The sequence below is a fragment of the Streptomyces sp. NPDC090108 genome (assembly GCF_044747185.1).
In the GTDB taxonomy this organism is placed as follows: Bacteria; Actinomycetota; Actinomycetes; order Streptomycetales; family Streptomycetaceae; genus Streptomyces.
Window position 1 is genome coordinate 744,618 of the sequence record NZ_JBIVDQ010000003.1, and the last position, 17,353, is coordinate 761,970.

At 68.4% G+C, this 17,353-nt stretch carries 16 protein-coding genes; 12 read left to right on the forward strand and 4 right to left on the reverse strand.

The window, feature by feature from the left end:
- Positions 1-71: 71 nt before the first annotated feature.
- Together ACIPRD_RS13475 and ACIPRD_RS13480 are read left to right on the forward strand one after the other, a co-directional pair.
- On the forward strand, positions 72-1,118 hold the full coding sequence (locus ACIPRD_RS13475) for a LacI family DNA-binding transcriptional regulator (protein WP_401562763.1): 1,047 nt from the start codon (positions 72-74) through the stop codon (positions 1,116-1,118).
- Between the two features lie 186 nt (positions 1,119-1,304).
- Positions 1,305-1,628, forward strand: coding sequence for a response regulator transcription factor (locus ACIPRD_RS13480; protein WP_401562765.1), 324 nt, complete (start codon positions 1,305-1,307; stop codon positions 1,626-1,628).
- A gap of 179 nt (positions 1,629-1,807) precedes the next feature.
- On the opposite strand, the gene rfbA is transcribed toward ACIPRD_RS13480, so the two are convergent.
- The 3 genes from rfbA to ACIPRD_RS13495 form a co-directional block, all read right to left on the reverse strand.
- Positions 1,808-2,701, reverse strand: a complete 894-nt coding sequence (rfbA, locus tag ACIPRD_RS13485; RefSeq protein WP_401562767.1) for a glucose-1-phosphate thymidylyltransferase RfbA — start codon at positions 2,699-2,701, stop codon at positions 1,808-1,810.
- Between the two features lie 91 nt (positions 2,702-2,792).
- Complete coding sequence (rfbB, locus tag ACIPRD_RS13490; protein ID WP_401562769.1) at positions 2,793-3,773, reverse strand: dTDP-glucose 4,6-dehydratase; 981 nt, start codon at positions 3,771-3,773, stop codon at positions 2,793-2,795.
- 485 nt (positions 3,774-4,258) lie between these two features.
- On the reverse strand, positions 4,259-4,963 hold the full coding sequence (locus ACIPRD_RS13495; protein ID WP_401563182.1) for an SDR family oxidoreductase: 705 nt from the start codon (positions 4,961-4,963) through the stop codon (positions 4,259-4,261).
- A 190-nt stretch (positions 4,964-5,153) separates the two neighbouring features.
- Between ACIPRD_RS13495 and ACIPRD_RS13500 the strand changes: the two genes are divergently transcribed.
- The 6 genes from ACIPRD_RS13500 (at position 5,154) to ACIPRD_RS13525 (ending at position 11,998) form a co-directional block, all read left to right on the forward strand.
- Complete coding sequence (locus ACIPRD_RS13500; RefSeq protein ID WP_401562770.1) at positions 5,154-6,317, forward strand: beta-ketoacyl-[acyl-carrier-protein] synthase family protein; 1,164 nt, start codon at positions 5,154-5,156, stop codon at positions 6,315-6,317.
- 43 nt (positions 6,318-6,360) lie between these two features.
- A complete protein-coding gene (locus ACIPRD_RS13505) occupies positions 6,361-7,137 on the forward strand; it encodes a ketosynthase (protein ID WP_401562772.1) in 777 nt (258 codons plus the stop codon).
- A gap of 60 nt (positions 7,138-7,197) precedes the next feature.
- Entirely contained in the window at positions 7,198-7,452 is a 255-nt protein-coding gene (locus ACIPRD_RS13510) for a hypothetical protein (RefSeq protein ID WP_356401349.1), read from the forward strand.
- Positions 7,452-8,852, forward strand: a complete 1,401-nt coding sequence (locus ACIPRD_RS13515; protein WP_401562774.1) for a class I adenylate-forming enzyme family protein — start codon at positions 7,452-7,454, stop codon at positions 8,850-8,852. The genes ACIPRD_RS13510 and ACIPRD_RS13515 overlap by 1 nt, the downstream gene beginning before the upstream one ends.
- A gap of 43 nt (positions 8,853-8,895) precedes the next feature.
- Positions 8,896-10,926, forward strand: coding sequence for an aminodeoxychorismate synthase component I (pabB, locus tag ACIPRD_RS13520; RefSeq protein WP_401562775.1), 2,031 nt, complete (start codon positions 8,896-8,898; stop codon positions 10,924-10,926).
- Positions 10,927-11,080: 154 nt separating this feature from the next.
- Entirely contained in the window at positions 11,081-11,998 is a 918-nt protein-coding gene (locus ACIPRD_RS13525; RefSeq protein WP_401562777.1) for an aminoglycoside phosphotransferase family protein, read from the forward strand.
- 109 nt (positions 11,999-12,107) lie between these two features.
- On the opposite strand, the gene ACIPRD_RS13530 is transcribed toward ACIPRD_RS13525, so the two are convergent.
- Positions 12,108-12,887, reverse strand: coding sequence for an aminotransferase class IV family protein (locus tag ACIPRD_RS13530; protein WP_401562779.1), 780 nt, complete (start codon positions 12,885-12,887; stop codon positions 12,108-12,110).
- Between the two features lie 217 nt (positions 12,888-13,104).
- Here ACIPRD_RS13530 and ACIPRD_RS13535 point away from each other — a divergent pair, with 217 nt between their 5' ends.
- The 4 genes from ACIPRD_RS13535 (at position 13,105) to ACIPRD_RS13550 (ending at position 17,331) form a co-directional block, all read left to right on the forward strand.
- The gene (locus tag ACIPRD_RS13535) at positions 13,105-13,368 is read left to right on the forward strand and encodes a hypothetical protein (RefSeq protein ID WP_401562781.1); all 264 of its coding nucleotides are present in this window, start codon (positions 13,105-13,107) and stop codon (positions 13,366-13,368) included.
- A gap of 29 nt (positions 13,369-13,397) precedes the next feature.
- Entirely contained in the window at positions 13,398-14,180 is a 783-nt protein-coding gene (locus ACIPRD_RS13540) for a class I SAM-dependent methyltransferase (RefSeq protein WP_401562782.1), read from the forward strand.
- On the forward strand, positions 14,135-16,462 hold the full coding sequence (locus ACIPRD_RS13545) for a xanthine dehydrogenase family protein molybdopterin-binding subunit (protein ID WP_401562784.1): 2,328 nt from the start codon (positions 14,135-14,137) through the stop codon (positions 16,460-16,462). Before ACIPRD_RS13540 ends, ACIPRD_RS13545 begins: the two co-directional genes overlap by 46 nt.
- A gap of 158 nt (positions 16,463-16,620) precedes the next feature.
- Entirely contained in the window at positions 16,621-17,331 is a 711-nt protein-coding gene (locus ACIPRD_RS13550) for an FkbM family methyltransferase (RefSeq protein ID WP_401562786.1), read from the forward strand.
- The last annotated feature ends 22 nt before the right edge of the window (positions 17,332-17,353 follow it).

A 17,353-nucleotide genomic window follows, 5' to 3' on the forward strand; every position in this document is an offset into this window, starting at 1 on the left:
GAGCACTTCCTTGACGGCAGGTGTGTGGCAAGGATGTGCTGCGGTGGTCACTGAGCGTGGGAGTTGAGTCGATGACTCGGGTGCGGCTGGCGGACATAGCGAGGAAGGCGGGGGTGAGCGAAGCGAGTGTTTCCCGCGTTCTCAACGACAGGCAGGGTGTCTCCCCCAAGATGCGGCAGACCGTGCTGGACGCAGTGGACGCGGAAACCGTCCGCTCGGCGGACCGGATGGCGCGGATCATCGCCCTCGTCACCACGGAACTGGCCGGCATGCCGGTCGTCGCCGCGTTGGTCCAGGAACTCGAACAGGCGGTGCGCCAGTACGGGTATGTGCCGGCCGTCTACGTCCAGCCGTCCGACGCCGTCCTGGCGCGCGAGTCGTTCGATCTGCTCGTCGAGCACGGCGTGGCGGGTGCCGTGTTCGTGTCCGGCTGGCCCTGCACCACCGTGTTCTCCGAGGACACCCTCGCCGGGCCGGCGGCTCTGGGACTTCCCCACCTGTTCGTCAACGGCCGGGACATGTCGGGTGACGCTCCGTCCGTCTCCGTCGACCACCGTGCGGCCGTGCGGATGGCCGTCCGTCATCTTCACGAACTCGGCCACTCGCGCATCGGGTTGGTCGTCGGAGACACTCGGCGCCCCCTGCCCGACGGCGGTGTCGACGGGTTCATCGCCGCGTCGCAAGAGATCCGCGGTGCCGACGCGGCGGGAGAAGCGCATCGCGTCTATCACACGCCGTCCACCGTGGCGGGCGGCCGAGCGACGGTGGGCACGCTCATCGAAGACGGCTGCACGGGAGTTGTGTGCGACAGCGACCTGACGGCCCTGGGCATCGTGCAGGCGCTGCGCGAGCGCGGCCTCTCGGTACCTGAGCACCTCTCGGTGATCACTTTCACCGACTCGCCGTTCATGGAGTTCACCCGACCGCCGCTCACCGCGGTCCGCCAGCCGGTCGGCCCGATCGCCGCAGCCGCCGTGGTCACCCTGCTGTCGGACGAGGAGACCTGCGGGCCCGGCCACGGTGACTTCCTGTTCATGCCCGAACTCATCGTGCGCGGGTCCACCTCGACCCGCCGACCGGCACCCGAAGCCGTGCCGGCACAGGAGCGGGGCGCCTGAGCCGTGTTCGAGAAGTCGGCGGCCGGCCAGAAAAGGCTCCGCGGGAAAGAGGGGTTGACGCCATGGAAAAGATGGATTGACAATGCAATGGCCGGTTACGGATCATTCATACTCCAGGACTGGTGAAGGCGCACAAAATCCCCTTGGCACGGCATCCGTTACACGGCATTTCCACGATGGAGAAACATGATAGCTGGAAGCGGTATCGGACTGCGCGACGAGATCGACGAGATTCACTCCAGGGTGTCCGCCCTGAGCGCGCGAGAGTTCGAGGTTCTCCGCCTGGTCGCCACCGGAATGACCAATTACAGCATTGGTATGGAGCTGGGAATCTCCGAACGAACGGCGAGAGAGCACATCGCGCGCATCATGCTCAAGCTCCGCGTGAGCTCCCGGGTCGAGATAGCGGTCATCGCCACCAAATGGGACTTCTTCAGGCTGGTGCACAGCGACCGTTTCAGCGATTCCGATGAATCGAGTCGCGGGCGACGGAAGAGCACTGGACGATGACGCGAGAGAGTTCTTCCTTTTCATTCTGAGCACTCGCGCGCCAGGACCGAGCAAGACTCCTCGGACGAGGCGCGGGCGCATGGAGAACACCAGCGCAACGACCAGGAGCCCCGCCTCTTTCGCACATGCCCCGCCGGCCACCTCCTTCACCCCGCCGAGACAGGATGAAAAAGGCCCGGTCAGGAGAAATCAGCGGGCACCGTGCACTCGTCGGCCACATCTGCGATATATCGGCCGTATTCCGAGCCTATGGACAACTCCTTGCCGAGCAGGTGGAGCTGGTCCCGGTCGATGTAACCCATCCGGTAGGCCACCTCCTCGATGCAGGAGATGCGTATGCCCTGCCGCTTCTCCAGGGCCTGGACGAACATCGCCGCTTCCAGCAGGCTGTCGTGGGTGCCGGCGTCGAACCATGCCGTCCCCCGGCCGAGATCCACCAGCCGGGCCCGGCGCTCGTGGACGTACTGGAGATTGAGGTCGGTTATCTCCAACTCACCACGCGCGGAGGGGGTCAGGCGCGCGGCGCGGTCGGCCACGCCCTTCCCGTACATGTACAAGCCGGTGACGGCCAGGTTGGAACGGGGGCGCTCCGGCTTCTCCTCCAGCGACAGGACGTCCCCTGCGGCGTTCACGGTGGCAACACCGTAACGTCGAGGGTCGCTCACCCTGTATCCGAACAGTGTGCAACCGTCCAGCCTCTTCGCTTCCTCGCGCAGCAGACCGGGCAGGCGATGTCCGTAGAAGATGTTGTCCCCGAGGATCAGGCAGATCGGCTGGTCGGCAATGAACTCCCGCCCCAGCAGCAGAGCCTCTGCCAGACCTCCGGGGCGCTCCTGGGCTGCGTAGCTCAGCGAGATGCCGATGTCGCGCCCGTCACCGAGGAGAGTGCGATAGGCGCCCAGATGCTCCGGATTGGAGATCAGCAGAATCTCCCGGATCCCCGTCAGCATGAGCACGGCGAGGGGGTAATGGATCATCGGCTTGTCGTAGACGGGAAGCAGGTGCTTGGAATGGATGGTCGTCAACGGCCGTAGCCGCGTGCCGGAGCCTCCGGCCAGAACGATTCCTCGCAAGAGAGGCGGCCTTTCTTCCTACGGGGCGGGGAACGCCGTCAAGTGGACTCCGGGGCGGGGCACGAGTCTCCGTACACGGCCGCCGGCGGCATCAGTGCACGGCGGCCGGCAGCAGTGGTCGCCACCAGGCGGAGTTCTGGCGGTACCAGTCGACGGTCGCGAGGAGGCCGTCCTCGAAGCGGATCCGCGGCCGGAAGCCGAGGGCCTGTGCCTTCCGGTCGTCCAGCGCGTAACGGCGGTCGTGTCCCTCACGGTCGGCGACCTCGCGCACCATCGACCAGTCCGCCCCGCACGCCGTCAGCAACCGATCTGTCAGCTCTCGGTTCGTCAGCTCCGTGCCGCTGCCGAGGTGGTAGACCTCTCCCGGTGCACCCTTGTCGAGCACGAGCTGGATCCCCCGGCAGTGGTCGTCCACGTGCAGCCAGTCGCGCACGTGGAGCCCGTCCCCGTAGAGGGGTACGGACCCGCCCTCGAGCAGCGTGGTGACGAAGCGGGGAATCACTTTCTCCGGGAACTGATACGGGCCGTAGTTGTTGCTGCACCGGGTGATGCCGACGTTCAGACCGTGGGTACGGCCGTAGGAGCGCACCAGCAGGTCGGCGCCGGCCTTCGACGCCGCGTAAGGAGAATTGGGCTGAAGCGGGCACTCCTCCGTCCAGGACCCCTTCTCGATCGAACCGTAGACTTCGTCGGTCGAGACCTGGAGAAACCGGGGCACCTGAAAGCGCACGGCCTGCTCCAAGAGCCGCTGGGTGCCAAGGACGTTGGTGCGGACGAAGACGTCCGGATCCTTGATCGACCGGTCGACATGTGTCTCCGCCGCGAAATTGACGATCGCCCGGGTACCGGGCAGCAACTCGGCCAGTGCCCCGCCATCGACTATGTCACCTCGTACGAAACGCAGCGCCGGATGATGCTCGACGGGCGCAAGGTTGGCCATGTTGCCCGCGTACGTGAGTTTGTCGAGGACAATCACCTCGTCCGGCACCGCGCCGTAGGCCCCACCGAGCAGTCGACGGACGTAGCAGCTGCCGATGAAACCTGCCCCACCAGTCACAACAATCTTGTACATGGGTCACTCTCAGAATCGGGCTCTCGGGCATTGACGGTGATCGTGGAACGCACGTCCCGGCCGATTTCGCGAGGACGCGGACCTACCCCACCCGGCGTACGTGGATCCCGTGATGACAAGGGAGGTCGGGTGACAAGCCGGCGTCGCCGGCCGTCTGAAGCAGCCGCCCGACAGGGGACGCCGGGTGTTTGCGCATCGGGGTCTCAGGCACAACTCCCGCTGGGCCTGGCGCAATTCGCTGCTCGCGTATGCGCTGGCACAGTCCGAGTGGAAGATGCGGCCGGCCAGGCCGATGACGGTGGCCAAGCTACCACCAGCCCCCGCGGCCGGGCAGAGAGTGAGGTCGCCGGTCCCGGCGAGTGGGGCGTCGTCCAACCGAGGACACTCCGCAGTTGGACAACCCGGCTGCCGGCCGGAAGCCGGTCGTCGATCCACACCGGTTCCAGCCCGGGGCCGTGCGAGGGGAGCGGCGCGCCGGGGCCGCCTCAGTGCCCCATCCCGAACCCGCCGTCCACGGGAATGATCGCCCCCGTGACGAAGCCCGCGCCCTCCGAAGCGAGCCAGGTGACGGCCGACGCCACCTCCTCGGGAGTGCCGCACCTGCGCAGGGCCGTCTCGCCGATGACCTGCTCCTGCCGGTGCCCGGGGAGGTCCTTCGCCAGGTCGGTGGCGACCAGCCCGGGGGCCACGACGTTCACGGTGACGTTGCGAAAGCCGATCTCCCTGGCAAGCGACCTCGCGAAACCGACCAGAGCGGACTTGCTCGCCGCGTAGTTGGCCATTCCCTCGGCACCGCGGAGGGCCGCTGCGGAGGAGACGAACACGATCCGCCCCCGGCCCATTCTCACCATGTCCGGATATGCGCACCGGGTGGCGTAGAAGGAGCCGCCCAGGTTCGTCTCCAGGACGCGGAAGAACTGCTCGTCGCTCATTCTCATGAGGAGTGTGTTGTCGGCGGTCCCCGCGTTGTTCACCAGGACCTCGACGGGTCCGTGGAGTTCGCGTGCCTCCTTGAAGGCGGCGGCCACCTGCTGGGGGTCGGCAACGTCGCACTTGATCGCGTGCGCACCTGCCGGAACTTCGGATCCGCGCTGGGCGACAGCGACCCGGTCTCCCTGTTCGAGAAACGCTCTGACAATAGCTGCGCCAATGCCTCGGCTGCCACCGGTCACCAGTATCGAGCGCTGCACGAAATACCCTCCGATGTCATCACCGACGGCCATGGATCGACCGGATGCTTGCAGTTTCCCGCGTCGGCCGGCAACCCGCTTCCGACGATTTCGGAACTCTGGCGCCCCGTCGAGTGGGGCATGTACAGTGCAGCCGATTCCCGCTTTGCCGCCGAGTCGGCAAAGGGCCTACTGCTTGGAGGTTCCCAGCTTGCACGAGGTCGTCGTCACCGGTTACGGCGTTTTCACGGCGTTCGGGTTTGGCGTGCAGGCGCTCAAGGAGGGAATCTTCTCCGGAAAGCCGGCCTTTGCGAAGGTCAGCCGTTTCGACTCGTCCCGATACCGTGCACAGTATGCCGCCGAGTATCCGGGTGAAGCGCCGACTCAATTGGCCGTGTTGCGCGAATGCGTCAAGGAAGCGCTTGCCCGGGCGGGCCAGGACGGAGCGGGTGCGCCCGTTCTGCTGGGCACCGACGGGGACCACGCGGCGAACATCGACTTCTGGGCGGCTCACGCCACGGAGAACCAGCCTGAAGGAACCGGTGTGCTGCACAGCCTGCCGGCGATGCTTCCAGAGGCGATCGGTGAGGAATTCCGTCTCGGGCGCCCCCGATTGGCGTTCGTGAACGCATGCGTGGCGGCAACCAACGCGATCGCGTACGGGGCACATCTCATCAGCATCGGAAAGGCCGACTCCGTGGTCTGCGGAGGCGCCTACGTGGTCAATGAAGATCTTTTCGCTCATTTCGACTCGGGTCGGGCCCTCACCACCGAGGCCCTGATACGGCCCTTTTCGGCGGGCAGAAAGGGACTGCTGCACGGCGACGGCGCCGCCGTGCTCGTGCTGGAGTCCGCAGAGCACGCACGGCGACGGAACGCCGTCTCGTACGGCAGTGTTCTCGGATGGGGCCTTGCCGCGGACGCCCATCATCCTGTTCAGCCGCACCCACAGGGCCGCGGCCTTGCCACCGCCGCCCTGGCCGCCCTCCGGCGTGCAGGCGTCGCCGCCGAGGACATCGGTTACGTGAACGCGCACGGCACGGGCACACCGCGCAACGACCCCGCCGAGTCGCTGGCGCTGCGCCACGTGTTCGGTGACCGGGCCGGTACGGTCCCGGTGAGTTCCACCAAGAGCACCACCGGCCACATGCTGGAGGCGACCGGAGCCGTCGAGGCCGTCATCACGCTCCTGGCCCTCACGGAAGGGCTGCTGCCCCCCACCGCGGGCTTTCTCGAAGCGGACCCCGAGTGCCCCGTCGACTGCGTCCCCCACACCGCGAGGCCCGCGAGGGTCTCCCGGGCCCTGTCGCTCAACGCCGCGTTCGGCGGCGCCAACGCGGCCCTTGTACTGGGTGCTCCGCAGTCCCTTGAATGACGCCACCGCCGCGCCGTGAAGGCAACAGCAGCAAAGGATTCCCATGCCGTCAGGGCTCGTGTCCCACCGTGCCATCGTCGACGCCGCCTGTCTGACCCCCTGGGGAGACGAGGCGTCCGGTCTGCCGGGGGCGGCTCCGGAGGAGCTTCCCCGGATCGTCGGCTTCGCGATCTCACGCTTCGGCCCGCTGGTGCACGCGGTGGCGACAGCCTGTCTGGGGCCCGCGGACGCCCCGGACAACCACGTCGGGCGGTACGGCGCCGAAACCGCGATCGTGCTCGCGACCGTGTACGGTGACGCGGTCACGGTGGATACGGCGACCCGGCGAACGGTCGCGGGCGAACCACCCAATCCGCTGCTGTTCTTCCAGTCGGTCAGTACGTCCATCCTGAGTCATCTGACCAGGCGCTACGGCATTCATGGACCGCTCACCTGCATCTCGGCCGTCTCCGACCCCGCCGGGGAAGCGCTGAGGGTCGCCGACGCGCTCCTGCACGACCCGGAACTGCGGCAGGTGCTCGTCATCGGGGTCGAGACCAAGCCGAACGAACGGGTCCGCCGTTCCGGTGAGTTGGCCTCGGCCGCCGGCCGGGGGCCCCGGCTGCCCGCCGGAGACGCCGCGGCCGCCCTGCTGCTGCGTCGGCTGGAGAGCGACACCGGAGCGGCACGGCTCACGCTCGCGGAGACACCCCCCGGGACAGCCAGCAGGGACAGCGGCGAGCCGGCGGGACCCCTCGGTTGGCTCAGCAACTTCATGGAACTGTGCGCCGCTGCGCACACCGGGCGACATGAGGCCCACACCTACGAGCTCTCCCCGTGACCCGAGAGCTGTCGGACACCACTCATCAATGGTCCAACCCACCAGGCAAGGAAAACCCGGATGATCACTCTTGAAAGCGTCAAGAGCATAGTGACCGAATGTCTGAGCATCAGGGACGAGCCCGTCGAGATCGACCTCGACAGCCCCATCACGATCGACTCCTTCTCACTGGTCTGGATCCAGCAGCTGCTGGACGAGCGCTATGAGATCGAGATCGAACCCGAACACTCGGATGTCTCCTCGTTCACGTCGGTCAGGGCCTTCCACGGATACCTGGCCGAGAAGTTCCCCGATCGCGTGTCCATGGAGGGCTGATGACCGTCGTCGACCCACCCTCCTGGTGGGGGGAACGACTGCTGGGACGATGGCACGACGACGACGTGTGGACGCTGGCCGACCGCGCCGTCTCCTACGGGGAGTTGCGGGAACGTGTCGGACTCCTGGCGGCCGGGCTGGCCGCCGAGGGGATCGGCCGCGATTCCACCGTCGCCCTGTGCATGCCGCCCAGCCTCACCCTCCTGCACGCCATGCTCGCCGCGTGGACCCGCGGAGCCCAGGTCATGCTCATCGACGTCCGGTCGACGGCCTTTGAAATCGACCGGTTGCTGCGTATCTGCGAACCTCAGTTCCTGCTCTCCGCGCAGCCTGTGTCCCCCATGACCAGGTATCTCGTCGAGGACGTGCCGTTCACCCTGGAGCGTCGTGCGACAGGGCGGCCGGCCGTTCCGGAATTCTGTCTCGTCCAGGCAAGTTCGGGCTCCACCGGGGAACCGAAGGTGATCGGCCGTAGTTCCGCCTCCTTGCTGGCGGAACTCGACCGCTACGCCGCGCTGGAGGGGATGCCGGGGGCCGGGGAGCGCGTCCTGCTGCTGAACTCCGTCATCCACACCATGGGTTTGGTCGGAGGAGTGCTGCACGGTCTGAACTCCGGGGCGCAGATGGTGTATCCGTCCCGCATGCGGGCCGAGTCGATAGTGGAGAGCGCACGGGCTGCCGAAGCCGGCGCGATCTTCGGTGTGCCGGTTCACTTCGCTCTGCTCGCGCGCTCCGCGCCGGGCCCCCTCCCGTCGCTGCGCCTGGCAGTCTCCGCCGGCGAACTGCTGCCCCTCAGGGTCTGGACCCGGTTCCAGGAGCGGTACGGGCTGCCGATCAGCCCGGTGTACGGCACGACCGAGACCGGGATCATCGCCGCGGATCTCGTCACGGGCCCGGAGCCTCCGGTTCTGGGCAGGCCGACCGCCGGGATGGAGGTGGATGTCGTAGCGGGAGAACTCCGGGTACGGACGGAACGCACGCCGTACCTCTGGTCGGACCGTGCCGACCGGTTCGACGACGGATGGCTTCGGACGTTCGACCGATGTGACCGGGATCCGGTGAGCGGAGTTCTGACGTACCGCGGCAGGGCCGACTCGGTGGTCGCGGTCGGCGGACTGAAAGTCGATTTGACAGAGGTCGAGCAGACGCTGCTCCTCCACCCCCATGTACGGGAAGCGGTGGTCGTCTTCGACGGCGTCATCGAAGCGTATGTCGGCGGCGACACCGCGCTCACCCCGGCGGGCATATCGGAATGGTGCCGGTCCCGCCTCGCCGACTTCAAGATTCCCAAGGTCTTCCGGCTTTCCGCATCGGTGCCGCGCAACGCGAACGGAAAGGTGATCCGCAATCGGGACACCCTTCGAATGCAGGGGGAGACAGATGCGCACGCTCATCATTGACAACTACGACTCTTTCACTCACAACCTTGCCCATTACATAGGCGTGATCAACGGAGTCGCCCCGACCGTCATCAAGAACGACGCGGCGGACTGGAACCTGTCGATGCTGGATGACTTCCACAACGTCGTCATCTCGCCGGGCCCGGGGAATCCGTCGAAGGCCGAGGACTTCGGCATCTGCGCGGATGTCATCCGCCACGCACGGATTCCCGTCCTGGGCGTGTGCCTCGGCCACCAAGGGATATGCCACGTCCACGGTGCCCGGGTCGTCCCGGCACCCGAGATCTTTCACGGCCGTGAGTCGCTGGTGACGCACGCCGAAGACCCCCTCTTCGCAGGCGTGCCCTCGCCGTTCACCGCGGTCCGTTACCACTCCCTGGCGGTGACGGACCTGCCCGACGAACTGGAGGCCATCGCGTGGACGGAGGACGGGGTGCTCATGGGGGTCCGGCACCGGAGCCGTCCGCTGTGGGGAGTGCAGTTCCATCCCGAGTCGATCGGCACCGTCCAAGGGCGGCGCATTCTGCGCAACTTCATGCGTCTCACCCATGAGGCGGACCCGCCGCACCGGGCCGGGGCCCAGCGGCGCCGCCCTGACCGGCGCGTGGCGGTGCGCCGGCTTCCGTTCGAGGTACCGGCCGAGCGGGTGTTCGCCACGCTGTACGCCGACGCCCCGCACGCCTTCTGGCTCGACAGCAGCCGTGCGGGCGGACGAAGAGGGCGGTTCTCCTTCATGGGAGACGCCGGCGGCCCGCTGGCCCGGGTGGCCGAGGCACACGTCGACCGCCGGTGCGTGGTCGTCACCTCCGCTGCCGGGCGGGAGGTCGTCGAAGGTCCGTTCCTCGACTGGCTCGAGCACGACCTCCGCGCCCACCGGACCGAGGTACCCGATCTCCCCTTCGACTTCGCCTTGGGGTGGGTGGGATACCTGGGGTACGAGCTGAAGGCGGAGTGTGGCGGCGAACCGGCACACCGCTCGCCCCACCCCGACGCGGGAATGGTCTTCGCCGACCGAGCCGTGGCCTTCGACCACGAACTGCGCGAGATCCATCTCCTGGCACTGGTGGACGACGACGACACGGCCTCGGCGACACGGTGGTTCGACCGGACGCAGCGCCACCTGGAAGAACTGGCCGCGACGGCGTCGGACGACTTCGCGGACACCGCCACGCCCCCAGGAGCCCCGGGCACGCTCGACGAAGGGGAGCTGCGGCACGACAAGCAGCGCTACCTGGAGTTGATCGGCGCGTGCCACAAGGAGATCGACGCGGGTGAGTCCTACGAGATCTGCCTGACCAACGTGCTGCACGGCACCGGCATGTTCAGCGCCTGGGACGCCTACCGGCTTCTGCGCCGCCAGAATCCCGTACCCTTCGGCGCCCTGCTCCGGTTCGGCCCCCTGTCCGTGCTCAGTTCTTCGCCCGAGCGGTTCCTGCGCATCGGCGCCGACGGGACGGTGGAATCCAAGCCGATCAAGGGCACGCGGCCACGGTCGCGGTTCGCCCCCGAGGACGAGCGGCTGCGCCTGGAACTCGAGAACGACCCCAAGGACCGCGCCGAGAACCTGATGATCGTCGATCTGGTCCGGCACGATCTGAGCCAGTGCGCCGAAGCCGGCTCCGTGCGGGTCGATCCGCTCTTCGAGGTCGAGAGCTATGCGACGGTGCACCAGTTGGTCAGTACGGTGCACGCGCAGCTGAGGCCGGACCGCAGCGCTGTGCACTGCGTACGCGCGGCCTTCCCGCCCGGTTCCATGACGGGCGCGCCGAAGGTCCGCACCATGCAGATCATCGACAGGCTCGAAGAGGGACCGCGCGGGATCTACTCCGGCGCCCTGGGCTACTTCTCGCTGAGCGGAGCCGCCGATCTCAGCGTCGTGATCAGGACGATCGTCATGACCGGGAATGAGGTCTCCTTCGGAACCGGAGGAGCCATCACCACACTCTCCGACGCCGACGCCGAATTCGAGGAGACCGCCGTGAAGGCGGCACCCCTGCTCAATCTTTTCGGCATCGAGTTCCCCACCGGCGAAGCCGACCCGGCGGTCCGCCTTCATCCTGTCTCCGCGGGCTGAAAGCGTCGGTCCACGGGAAATGCGTGCGACCGGACGAGGCTCCTGCTGGTTGTCCGAGGAGCCTCGTCCGGTCGCGTCGTGGTGAGGCAAATGGGCTGCTGACGCGGTCAATTGACCGTCGCGAAAGATCCATGCCAGGGATACAGTTGCGTTTGTGACGCACACGGAAAATGAGATCACCGCGGATCTGATCGCAGAGTTGCTCGGCGAACAGCACCCCGACCTGGTCGGCTTGCCGCTGACGTTCGGTGCCCGTGGCTGGGACAACCAGTTGTGGCGGCTCGGCGACGACCTTGCGGTCCGGCTGCCCTGGGCCACTCAGGACGCAGGCGAACTGCTCCTCAAGGAATACGCCTTGCTGCCTGCCATAGCTTCGCGCCTCCCCTTGCGGACACCTGTTCCGAGGCGTCTCGGCCGGCCGTCCGAGCGGTTCCCGCACCCTTGGCTCGTCACCACCTGGGTCGCGGGTGAACCCGCCGACCGCGCCCCCGCGACGCGCGGCGCCGAGGCAGCCGACACCTTGGCGGCCTTCCTGACAGCCCTGCATCTGCCCGCGCCCGACGACGCGCCCACCGGCCGGAACAGTCGAGGTGGCCTGCTGGCCGATTCCGGCGATGGCTTCGCGTATTTCCTGAAGGAGACGACCGACCGTGGGTTGATCTCCGACCCGGACACCGTGCGTGAGGTATGGGACGACGCGCTGGCTGCGCCTGACTGGACAGGCCCGGCGCTGTGGCTGCACGGGGACCTGCACCCGGCCAATGTTCTGACAAGAGACGGCAATTTCTGCGGCGTGGTCGACTTCGGCGACATGTGCGCGGGGGACCCGGCCTGTGACCTTGCTGCCGGCTGGGCACTTCTGCCCGACGAGGCCGCCATCGACCGTTTCCATCGGAGCTACTCGTCGGCCGACGCGGCGACCCTGCGCCGCGCGCGCGGCTGGGCGCTGCTCAAGGCACTCGCCTGCCTGGTCATCGGCGACAACGGAGTCCACGGCCGCCCGGGCGGAAAAGCCACGTGGGGACCGCCGGCAGCCGCGGCCCTGCAACGCCTCACCGCGACTCGACGCTAGGGGGCGTCTCTCCGATCTCCGTGGCCGCGGAGATCCGTCGGAAGCCCCTGAGTGCTGTCCCGTGGCCCCCGAGCTCGGACCGGCAGGCCGCTGTCGCCAGGGCCGCGCCTCACGGCCTCTCTCCGGGGATCGACAGGTACGTCTCGCGCAGTCGGCCCAGCGCGGGGTGCTCGGCGGACAGTTCGGTGCCGTTGATCGCGGCAAGGGCCCGCACGCCGACACTCGTGTTCGTCGCGAAGGCCGCTGCCATCCCTTCGGCCTGCTCCAGGGTGATGGTGGCGTCCCTGTGATCGGCATGCTGCCTCAGCAGCGCCACGGTGACCCCGGGCAGTACGGGAGCCTGCGGCCACACCACACTGCCGTCCTGATCGACGAAGCCGACGTTCCAGGTTCCGCCTTCACTGACGAGCCCGTCGCGTCCGACGAACAAAGCGTCGTCGAACCCGGCGAGTTGGGCGGTGCGCCGTGCGTGCAGGGCGCCGAAGAGGCCGACGTGCTTCACCTCGGGCAGGTCGCGCTCGTACGGCACACTCATGGCACGCAGCGGGGCCGGTGGCGTCGTACCGGCCCCGCGAACGGTGACCAGGACATGCGGTTCGCCGGCGCCCGCGGGGTGCCCCATGTCGACCGTGGGGTCATAGACGGTCACGCGGACGACGCACGGCTGTGTCCGCCCGTCCAGGGCCTGGCGGACGTAGGTGCGTACGCGTGAGGTGTCCAGGTCCGTACCCCACACGGCCCTGCAGTCCTTCGCCAGGCGTTCCATGTGCAGGGAAAGCCCCCGGATGCCGCCGTCATCGGCGCGCATGGACGTGAAGTGACCGAGATTGACCAGGGCGAGCGCGAGCAGGGCGTCAGAGGACACCGGCTTTCCATTGAGTGTCGCCATGTCGCCCAGCATGTCAGCACAGCCGTCGCGGACGACTGCCGGCGCTCTCTGGACATGCCTCGTGACCAGCGGCTCCTGGCGCGCCGCCGGCCCCGCATGTCCGGAGCGACCCGGCTGGTGTCCCGTGGCCGAAGCGCCAGTAGGCACGCCGACAGCGCGATAGGAGTATGGGTTCGCGTTCCGACGAGCGTGAACGCGCCCGGCTACGGGAGGAAACATGGACCTGGGATCCCTGCAGCGAATCGGCTGGGACAACAAGGTGCTGAAGGGCTACAACACCACCGACATCCCGCTGGAGCTCTGCATGCTCCAGGAAAAGGCGGCCGCGGCCTTCACCGCGTGGCGAAAGGGCGAGGGGCGTCTCGGCGAAGAGCTGGCCGACGCTGTGCTCTACGTGGCGAGCATCGCCGAGATGACCGGTCTGGATCTGCAGAACGAGGTCGAGGCGAAGGTCGCCAAGAACTCGGCACGTCCCGACTGAGGACCATGGGCGACGAAAAGGTGATGGGCATGGCCGAGAGCGGAACCCGAGGGTTGTCCTTCGGTGAGATCGCCGATCGTTACGACCGCTTTCGCCCCAGCGCGCCGGCACCCGCCCTGGACTGGCTTCTTCCGGACGGCTGCGAGACGGTGGTCGACCTCGCCGCCGGCACCGGCGCGCTGACCCGGCGCCTGGTGAGCCGCGTACCGCAGGTCGTCGCCGTCGAGCCCGACCCGCGGATGCGCGAGACCCTCGCCCGCAACTGCCCGGAGGCGCGCCTGCTGGCGGGAACAGCCGAGCGGATGCCCCTGCCCGACGGCGGGGCCGACGCGCTGCTGATCTCCATGGCCTGGCACTGGATGGACCCGCAGCGTGCCATGCCGGAGATCGCGCGCGTGCTCCGGGGCGGCGGCACGTTCGGCGTCCTGTGGAACCACCGGGACCTGTCCGTCCCCTGGGTCGCCGGGCTCGACGTCTTCACCCGCGCACTGCGGGCCCGCGAGAGCGGCCAGGACGTCACCACGCAGGCGCCGACCCGCAATGTCATGGACCCGCCGACCGGGTCACTGTTCAGCCCTCTCGTCGAACTGCGCCTGACCTGGTCGATGCCCGTCACCGCCGAGGAACTCGTCGGGCACCTGGGCACCGACGCCGGCGCGATCGCGCTGTCGGCCGACGCCCGGCATGCCGTGGACGAGCGAGTGGCCGGGTACCTGCACGACGAGCTGGGCCTGTCGGGGGACCGGAAGATCGAGTTGCCGATGGCGTGCCGCTGTCTGCGCACCACCAGGAACCCGGACGCCGCAACGTGAACGCCTTCGGTACCCGGGTGAACCGGGTGGAGGACACCCGACTGCTCACCTCGGGCGGCGTCTACGTCGACGACCTGCGGGTACCGGCGCTCATCGGGGCGGCGTACGTGACCTTCGTGCGTTCCCCGGTCGCCCATGCGGTCATCACCGGCATCGACACGTCCCGGGCGAAGGCCCACCCCGGCGTGGTGGCCGTCTACACCGCTGCGGATCTGACCGACCTGCCGGCACCACAGCCCTTCCGGCGGCCGGAGCACGGCGAGGGGTTCTTCGCCGAACCCCTGCTCGCCGGGGAGAAGGTCCGGTACGTGGGCGAGCCGGTCGCGGTCGTGCTCACCGACGCGCGGTACGACGGCCAGGACGCCGCGGAGCTCGTCGACGTGGGCTACGAGCGGCTCCCCGCTGTCGTGGGACCCGCTCAGGCGCGTCTCGACGACACACTCCTGTTCGAGGAGGCCGGAACCAACGTCGCCGACCAGCGGGACCGCGACACCGACGACACCGCAGTCTTCGCCGACGCCGACGTGGTCGTCGAACGGGAGATCGCGAACCACCGCGTGGCCTGTGTCCCCATGGAGGCCCGCGCCACCGCGGCGGCCTTCGACGGTACGAGGCTCACCGTCTGGCACAGCAGCCAGAACGCCCAGCGCTGTCGCAGCACCCTCGCCGAGACCCTGGGCATCCCGTCCGACGCGATCCGCGTGATCGTCCCCGATGTCGGCGGCGGGTTCGGCGCGAAGATCGGCATCGACCGGGACGCCATCGTCGTCGCCTGGACGGCGTGGAAGTCGGGCACCGCGGTGCGGTGGACGGAAGGCCGTGCCGAGAACCTCGTCGCCATGTCCCAGGGCCGTGCCCAGCTCAACCGCGTCAGGATCGGTGGCAGACGCGACGGCACGATCACGGCGTACTGCCTCGACGTCGTCCAGGACGCGGGTGCCTACCCGCGCACCAGCACCCTCGCGCCCGTGACCTGCACGATGGCCCCCGGCGTGTACGACATCCCCCACGTGCGGACCGGTTACCGCGTCGTCGTCACGAACGCGACGCCCGTCAACAAGTACCGCGGCGCGGGCCGGCCGGAGGCCACGGCAGCGGTCGAGCGGGCGGTGGACCTGTTCGCCGCCGAGATCGGCATGGATCCGGCGGAGGTCCGCCGGCGCAACCTCATCGCCGCGAACGCGTTCCCGTTCCGCACCGGAACCGGGGCCCGCTACGACTCCGGTGAGTACGAGGCGGCCCTCGACAGGGTCCTCGGCGCCGTCGACTACCCCCGGCTCAGAGCCGAGCAGGCCGCCCGCAGGGACAACGGGTGCGTGAACGTGCTCGGCATCGGCATCTGCGTCTACGTGGAGATGACCGGTGGCGGTGGTGAGACCGCCAAGGTGATCGTGGACGGCGATGGACAGGCGACGGTCCTGACCGGCAGCTCGGCGCAGGGCCAGGGCCACCAGACCGCCTGGTCGATGCTGGTCGAGGCCGAACTCGGCATCCCCATGGACCGGGTCACCGTCGTGCACGGCGACACCGACCTCATCCCGAGGGCCGTCGGCACCTACTCCAGCCGGTCGCTGCAGCTCGGCGGTTCCGCGGTGCTCAAGGCCGCCTCCGACGTCAGGGATCAGGCCCGACGGCACGCCGCCGGCCTCCTCGGCGCCCCCGTGACCGACGTCGTCCTCGACACCGGTTCCGGGACGTGGCACGCGGCAGGCGACCCCGGCGGATCCGTGTCCTGGGCCCAGGTCGTCAAGTACGCCGAGGTGGAGAGCATCAGTGCCGACGTCGAGTTCCACTCGGACCGGCCGACGTTTCCGTTCGGCGCGCATGTCTCGGTCGTCGAGGTCGACACCGGGACGGGAACGACGACGGTGCTGCGCCACGTGACCGTGGACGACGCGGGGCCGGTTCTCAACCCGGTCCTCGCCGAAGGCCAACGCCACGGCGGCATCGCGCAGGGGATCGCCCAGGCCTTGTTCGAGGAGGTGAGCTACGACGGAGACGGCAACCCGCTCCACGCGACGCTCGCGGACTACAGGGCCGTCGCCTCGGCCGATCTGCCCGACTTCGAGCTGGAAGCCGGCGCGACCCCCACGGACGCGAATCCTCTCGGTGTCAAGGGAATCGGCGAATCGGGGACGATCGGTGCCACTCCCGCCGTGCAGAACGCGGTCATCGACGCGGTCGCTCACCTCGGTGTCCGGCACATCGACATGCCGTTGACGCCGAGCCGTGTCTGGGCGGCGATCAAGGAAGCGGGCGGCGAAAGCCTCTCTCAGCGTTGAACAGCGAACAGATCACCGCCCGGCAGCCCCTGGTCGCCCCCTCGACCGATGCCGGTGAGGTGGACACCCCCACCAGTCCTCACGCCGAAAGGGCGGATGCCGTGGTACGTCCAGCACCCCGCGATGTACGGGATCTCCCGCCGTACTCCGCACATCTGATGACGTCGCAGGAACGACGACGCATTCTTCTCCGCGACATCGATGTGGTCATCGACGGCGGTGCGAATGGCGGTCAGTTCGGGAAGTGGATGCGCCAGTGCGGTTTTGACGGGGAGATCATCTCGTTCGAGCCGGCGTCCGGGACTTTCGACGTGCTGCGCGAAGTCGCCCGGTCCGACGACGACTGGCACTGCCACAACGTGGCGCTCGGGCCGGAGGACGGCCAAGTCCTCCTGCACCTGACCCGCACGTCGCTCGGCTCGTCGGTCTTCCGGCGGACCGACCTCCACTCCCGCATGTGGCCGGCCGACGTCGAGGCCGGTACCGAGCTGGTTCCCATGCGATCGCTGGGCTCACTGTGGAATGAACTGGGCCTCGACGGCCGCCGGGTGTACCTGAAGCTGGACGTGGAGGGCGCCGAGCTGTCCGTCCTCAAGGGTGCGGGTCCGTTCCTGGACCGCGTCGCGCTGCTCGAACTCGAACTGCCGCTGGCCGATCTGCACCACGAGGCGCCGACGTTCGACGACATGCTGAACTTCCTGACCGCCCGGGGCTTCTCCGTGGTCGCCCTGGAGCAGAACCACAGCGGCGACGACGCGACCGGCCAGATGCTGATGATCGACGGCATCTTCCGGTCGTCGATCGCCGGCCCCACGGCGCCGGGCCAGGCCGACCGTGACGACGGTACCGGCAGACCGCCGAGGCCGTAGCGCTCGGAGTCCGAGTCCTGGC

Excerpts from the sequence above, each read along its gene's own strand:
- rfbB (WP_401562769.1), bottom strand. The coding sequence starts at position 3,773 with ATGTACAAGATTGTTGTGACTGGTGGGGCAGGTTTCATCGGCAGCTGC.
- ACIPRD_RS13540 (WP_401562782.1), top strand. The coding sequence starts at position 13,398 with ATGGCCGAGAGCGGAACCCGAGGGTTGTCCTTCGGTGAGATCGCCGAT.
- ACIPRD_RS13510 (WP_356401349.1), top strand. The coding sequence starts at position 7,198 with ATGATCACTCTTGAAAGCGTCAAGAGCATAGTGACCGAATGTCTGAGC.
- ACIPRD_RS13530 (WP_401562779.1), bottom strand. The coding sequence starts at position 12,887 with ATGGCGACACTCAATGGAAAGCCGGTGTCCTCTGACGCCCTGCTCGCG.
- ACIPRD_RS13550 (WP_401562786.1), top strand. The coding sequence starts at position 16,621 with ATGACGTCGCAGGAACGACGACGCATTCTTCTCCGCGACATCGATGTG.
- ACIPRD_RS13515 (WP_401562774.1), top strand. The coding sequence starts at position 7,452 with ATGACCGTCGTCGACCCACCCTCCTGGTGGGGGGAACGACTGCTGGGA.
- ACIPRD_RS13475 (WP_401562763.1), top strand. The coding sequence starts at position 72 with ATGACTCGGGTGCGGCTGGCGGACATAGCGAGGAAGGCGGGGGTGAGC.
- ACIPRD_RS13535 (WP_401562781.1), top strand. The coding sequence starts at position 13,105 with ATGGACCTGGGATCCCTGCAGCGAATCGGCTGGGACAACAAGGTGCTG.
- ACIPRD_RS13480 (WP_401562765.1), top strand. The coding sequence starts at position 1,305 with ATGATAGCTGGAAGCGGTATCGGACTGCGCGACGAGATCGACGAGATT.
- ACIPRD_RS13505 (WP_401562772.1), top strand. The coding sequence starts at position 6,361 with ATGCCGTCAGGGCTCGTGTCCCACCGTGCCATCGTCGACGCCGCCTGT.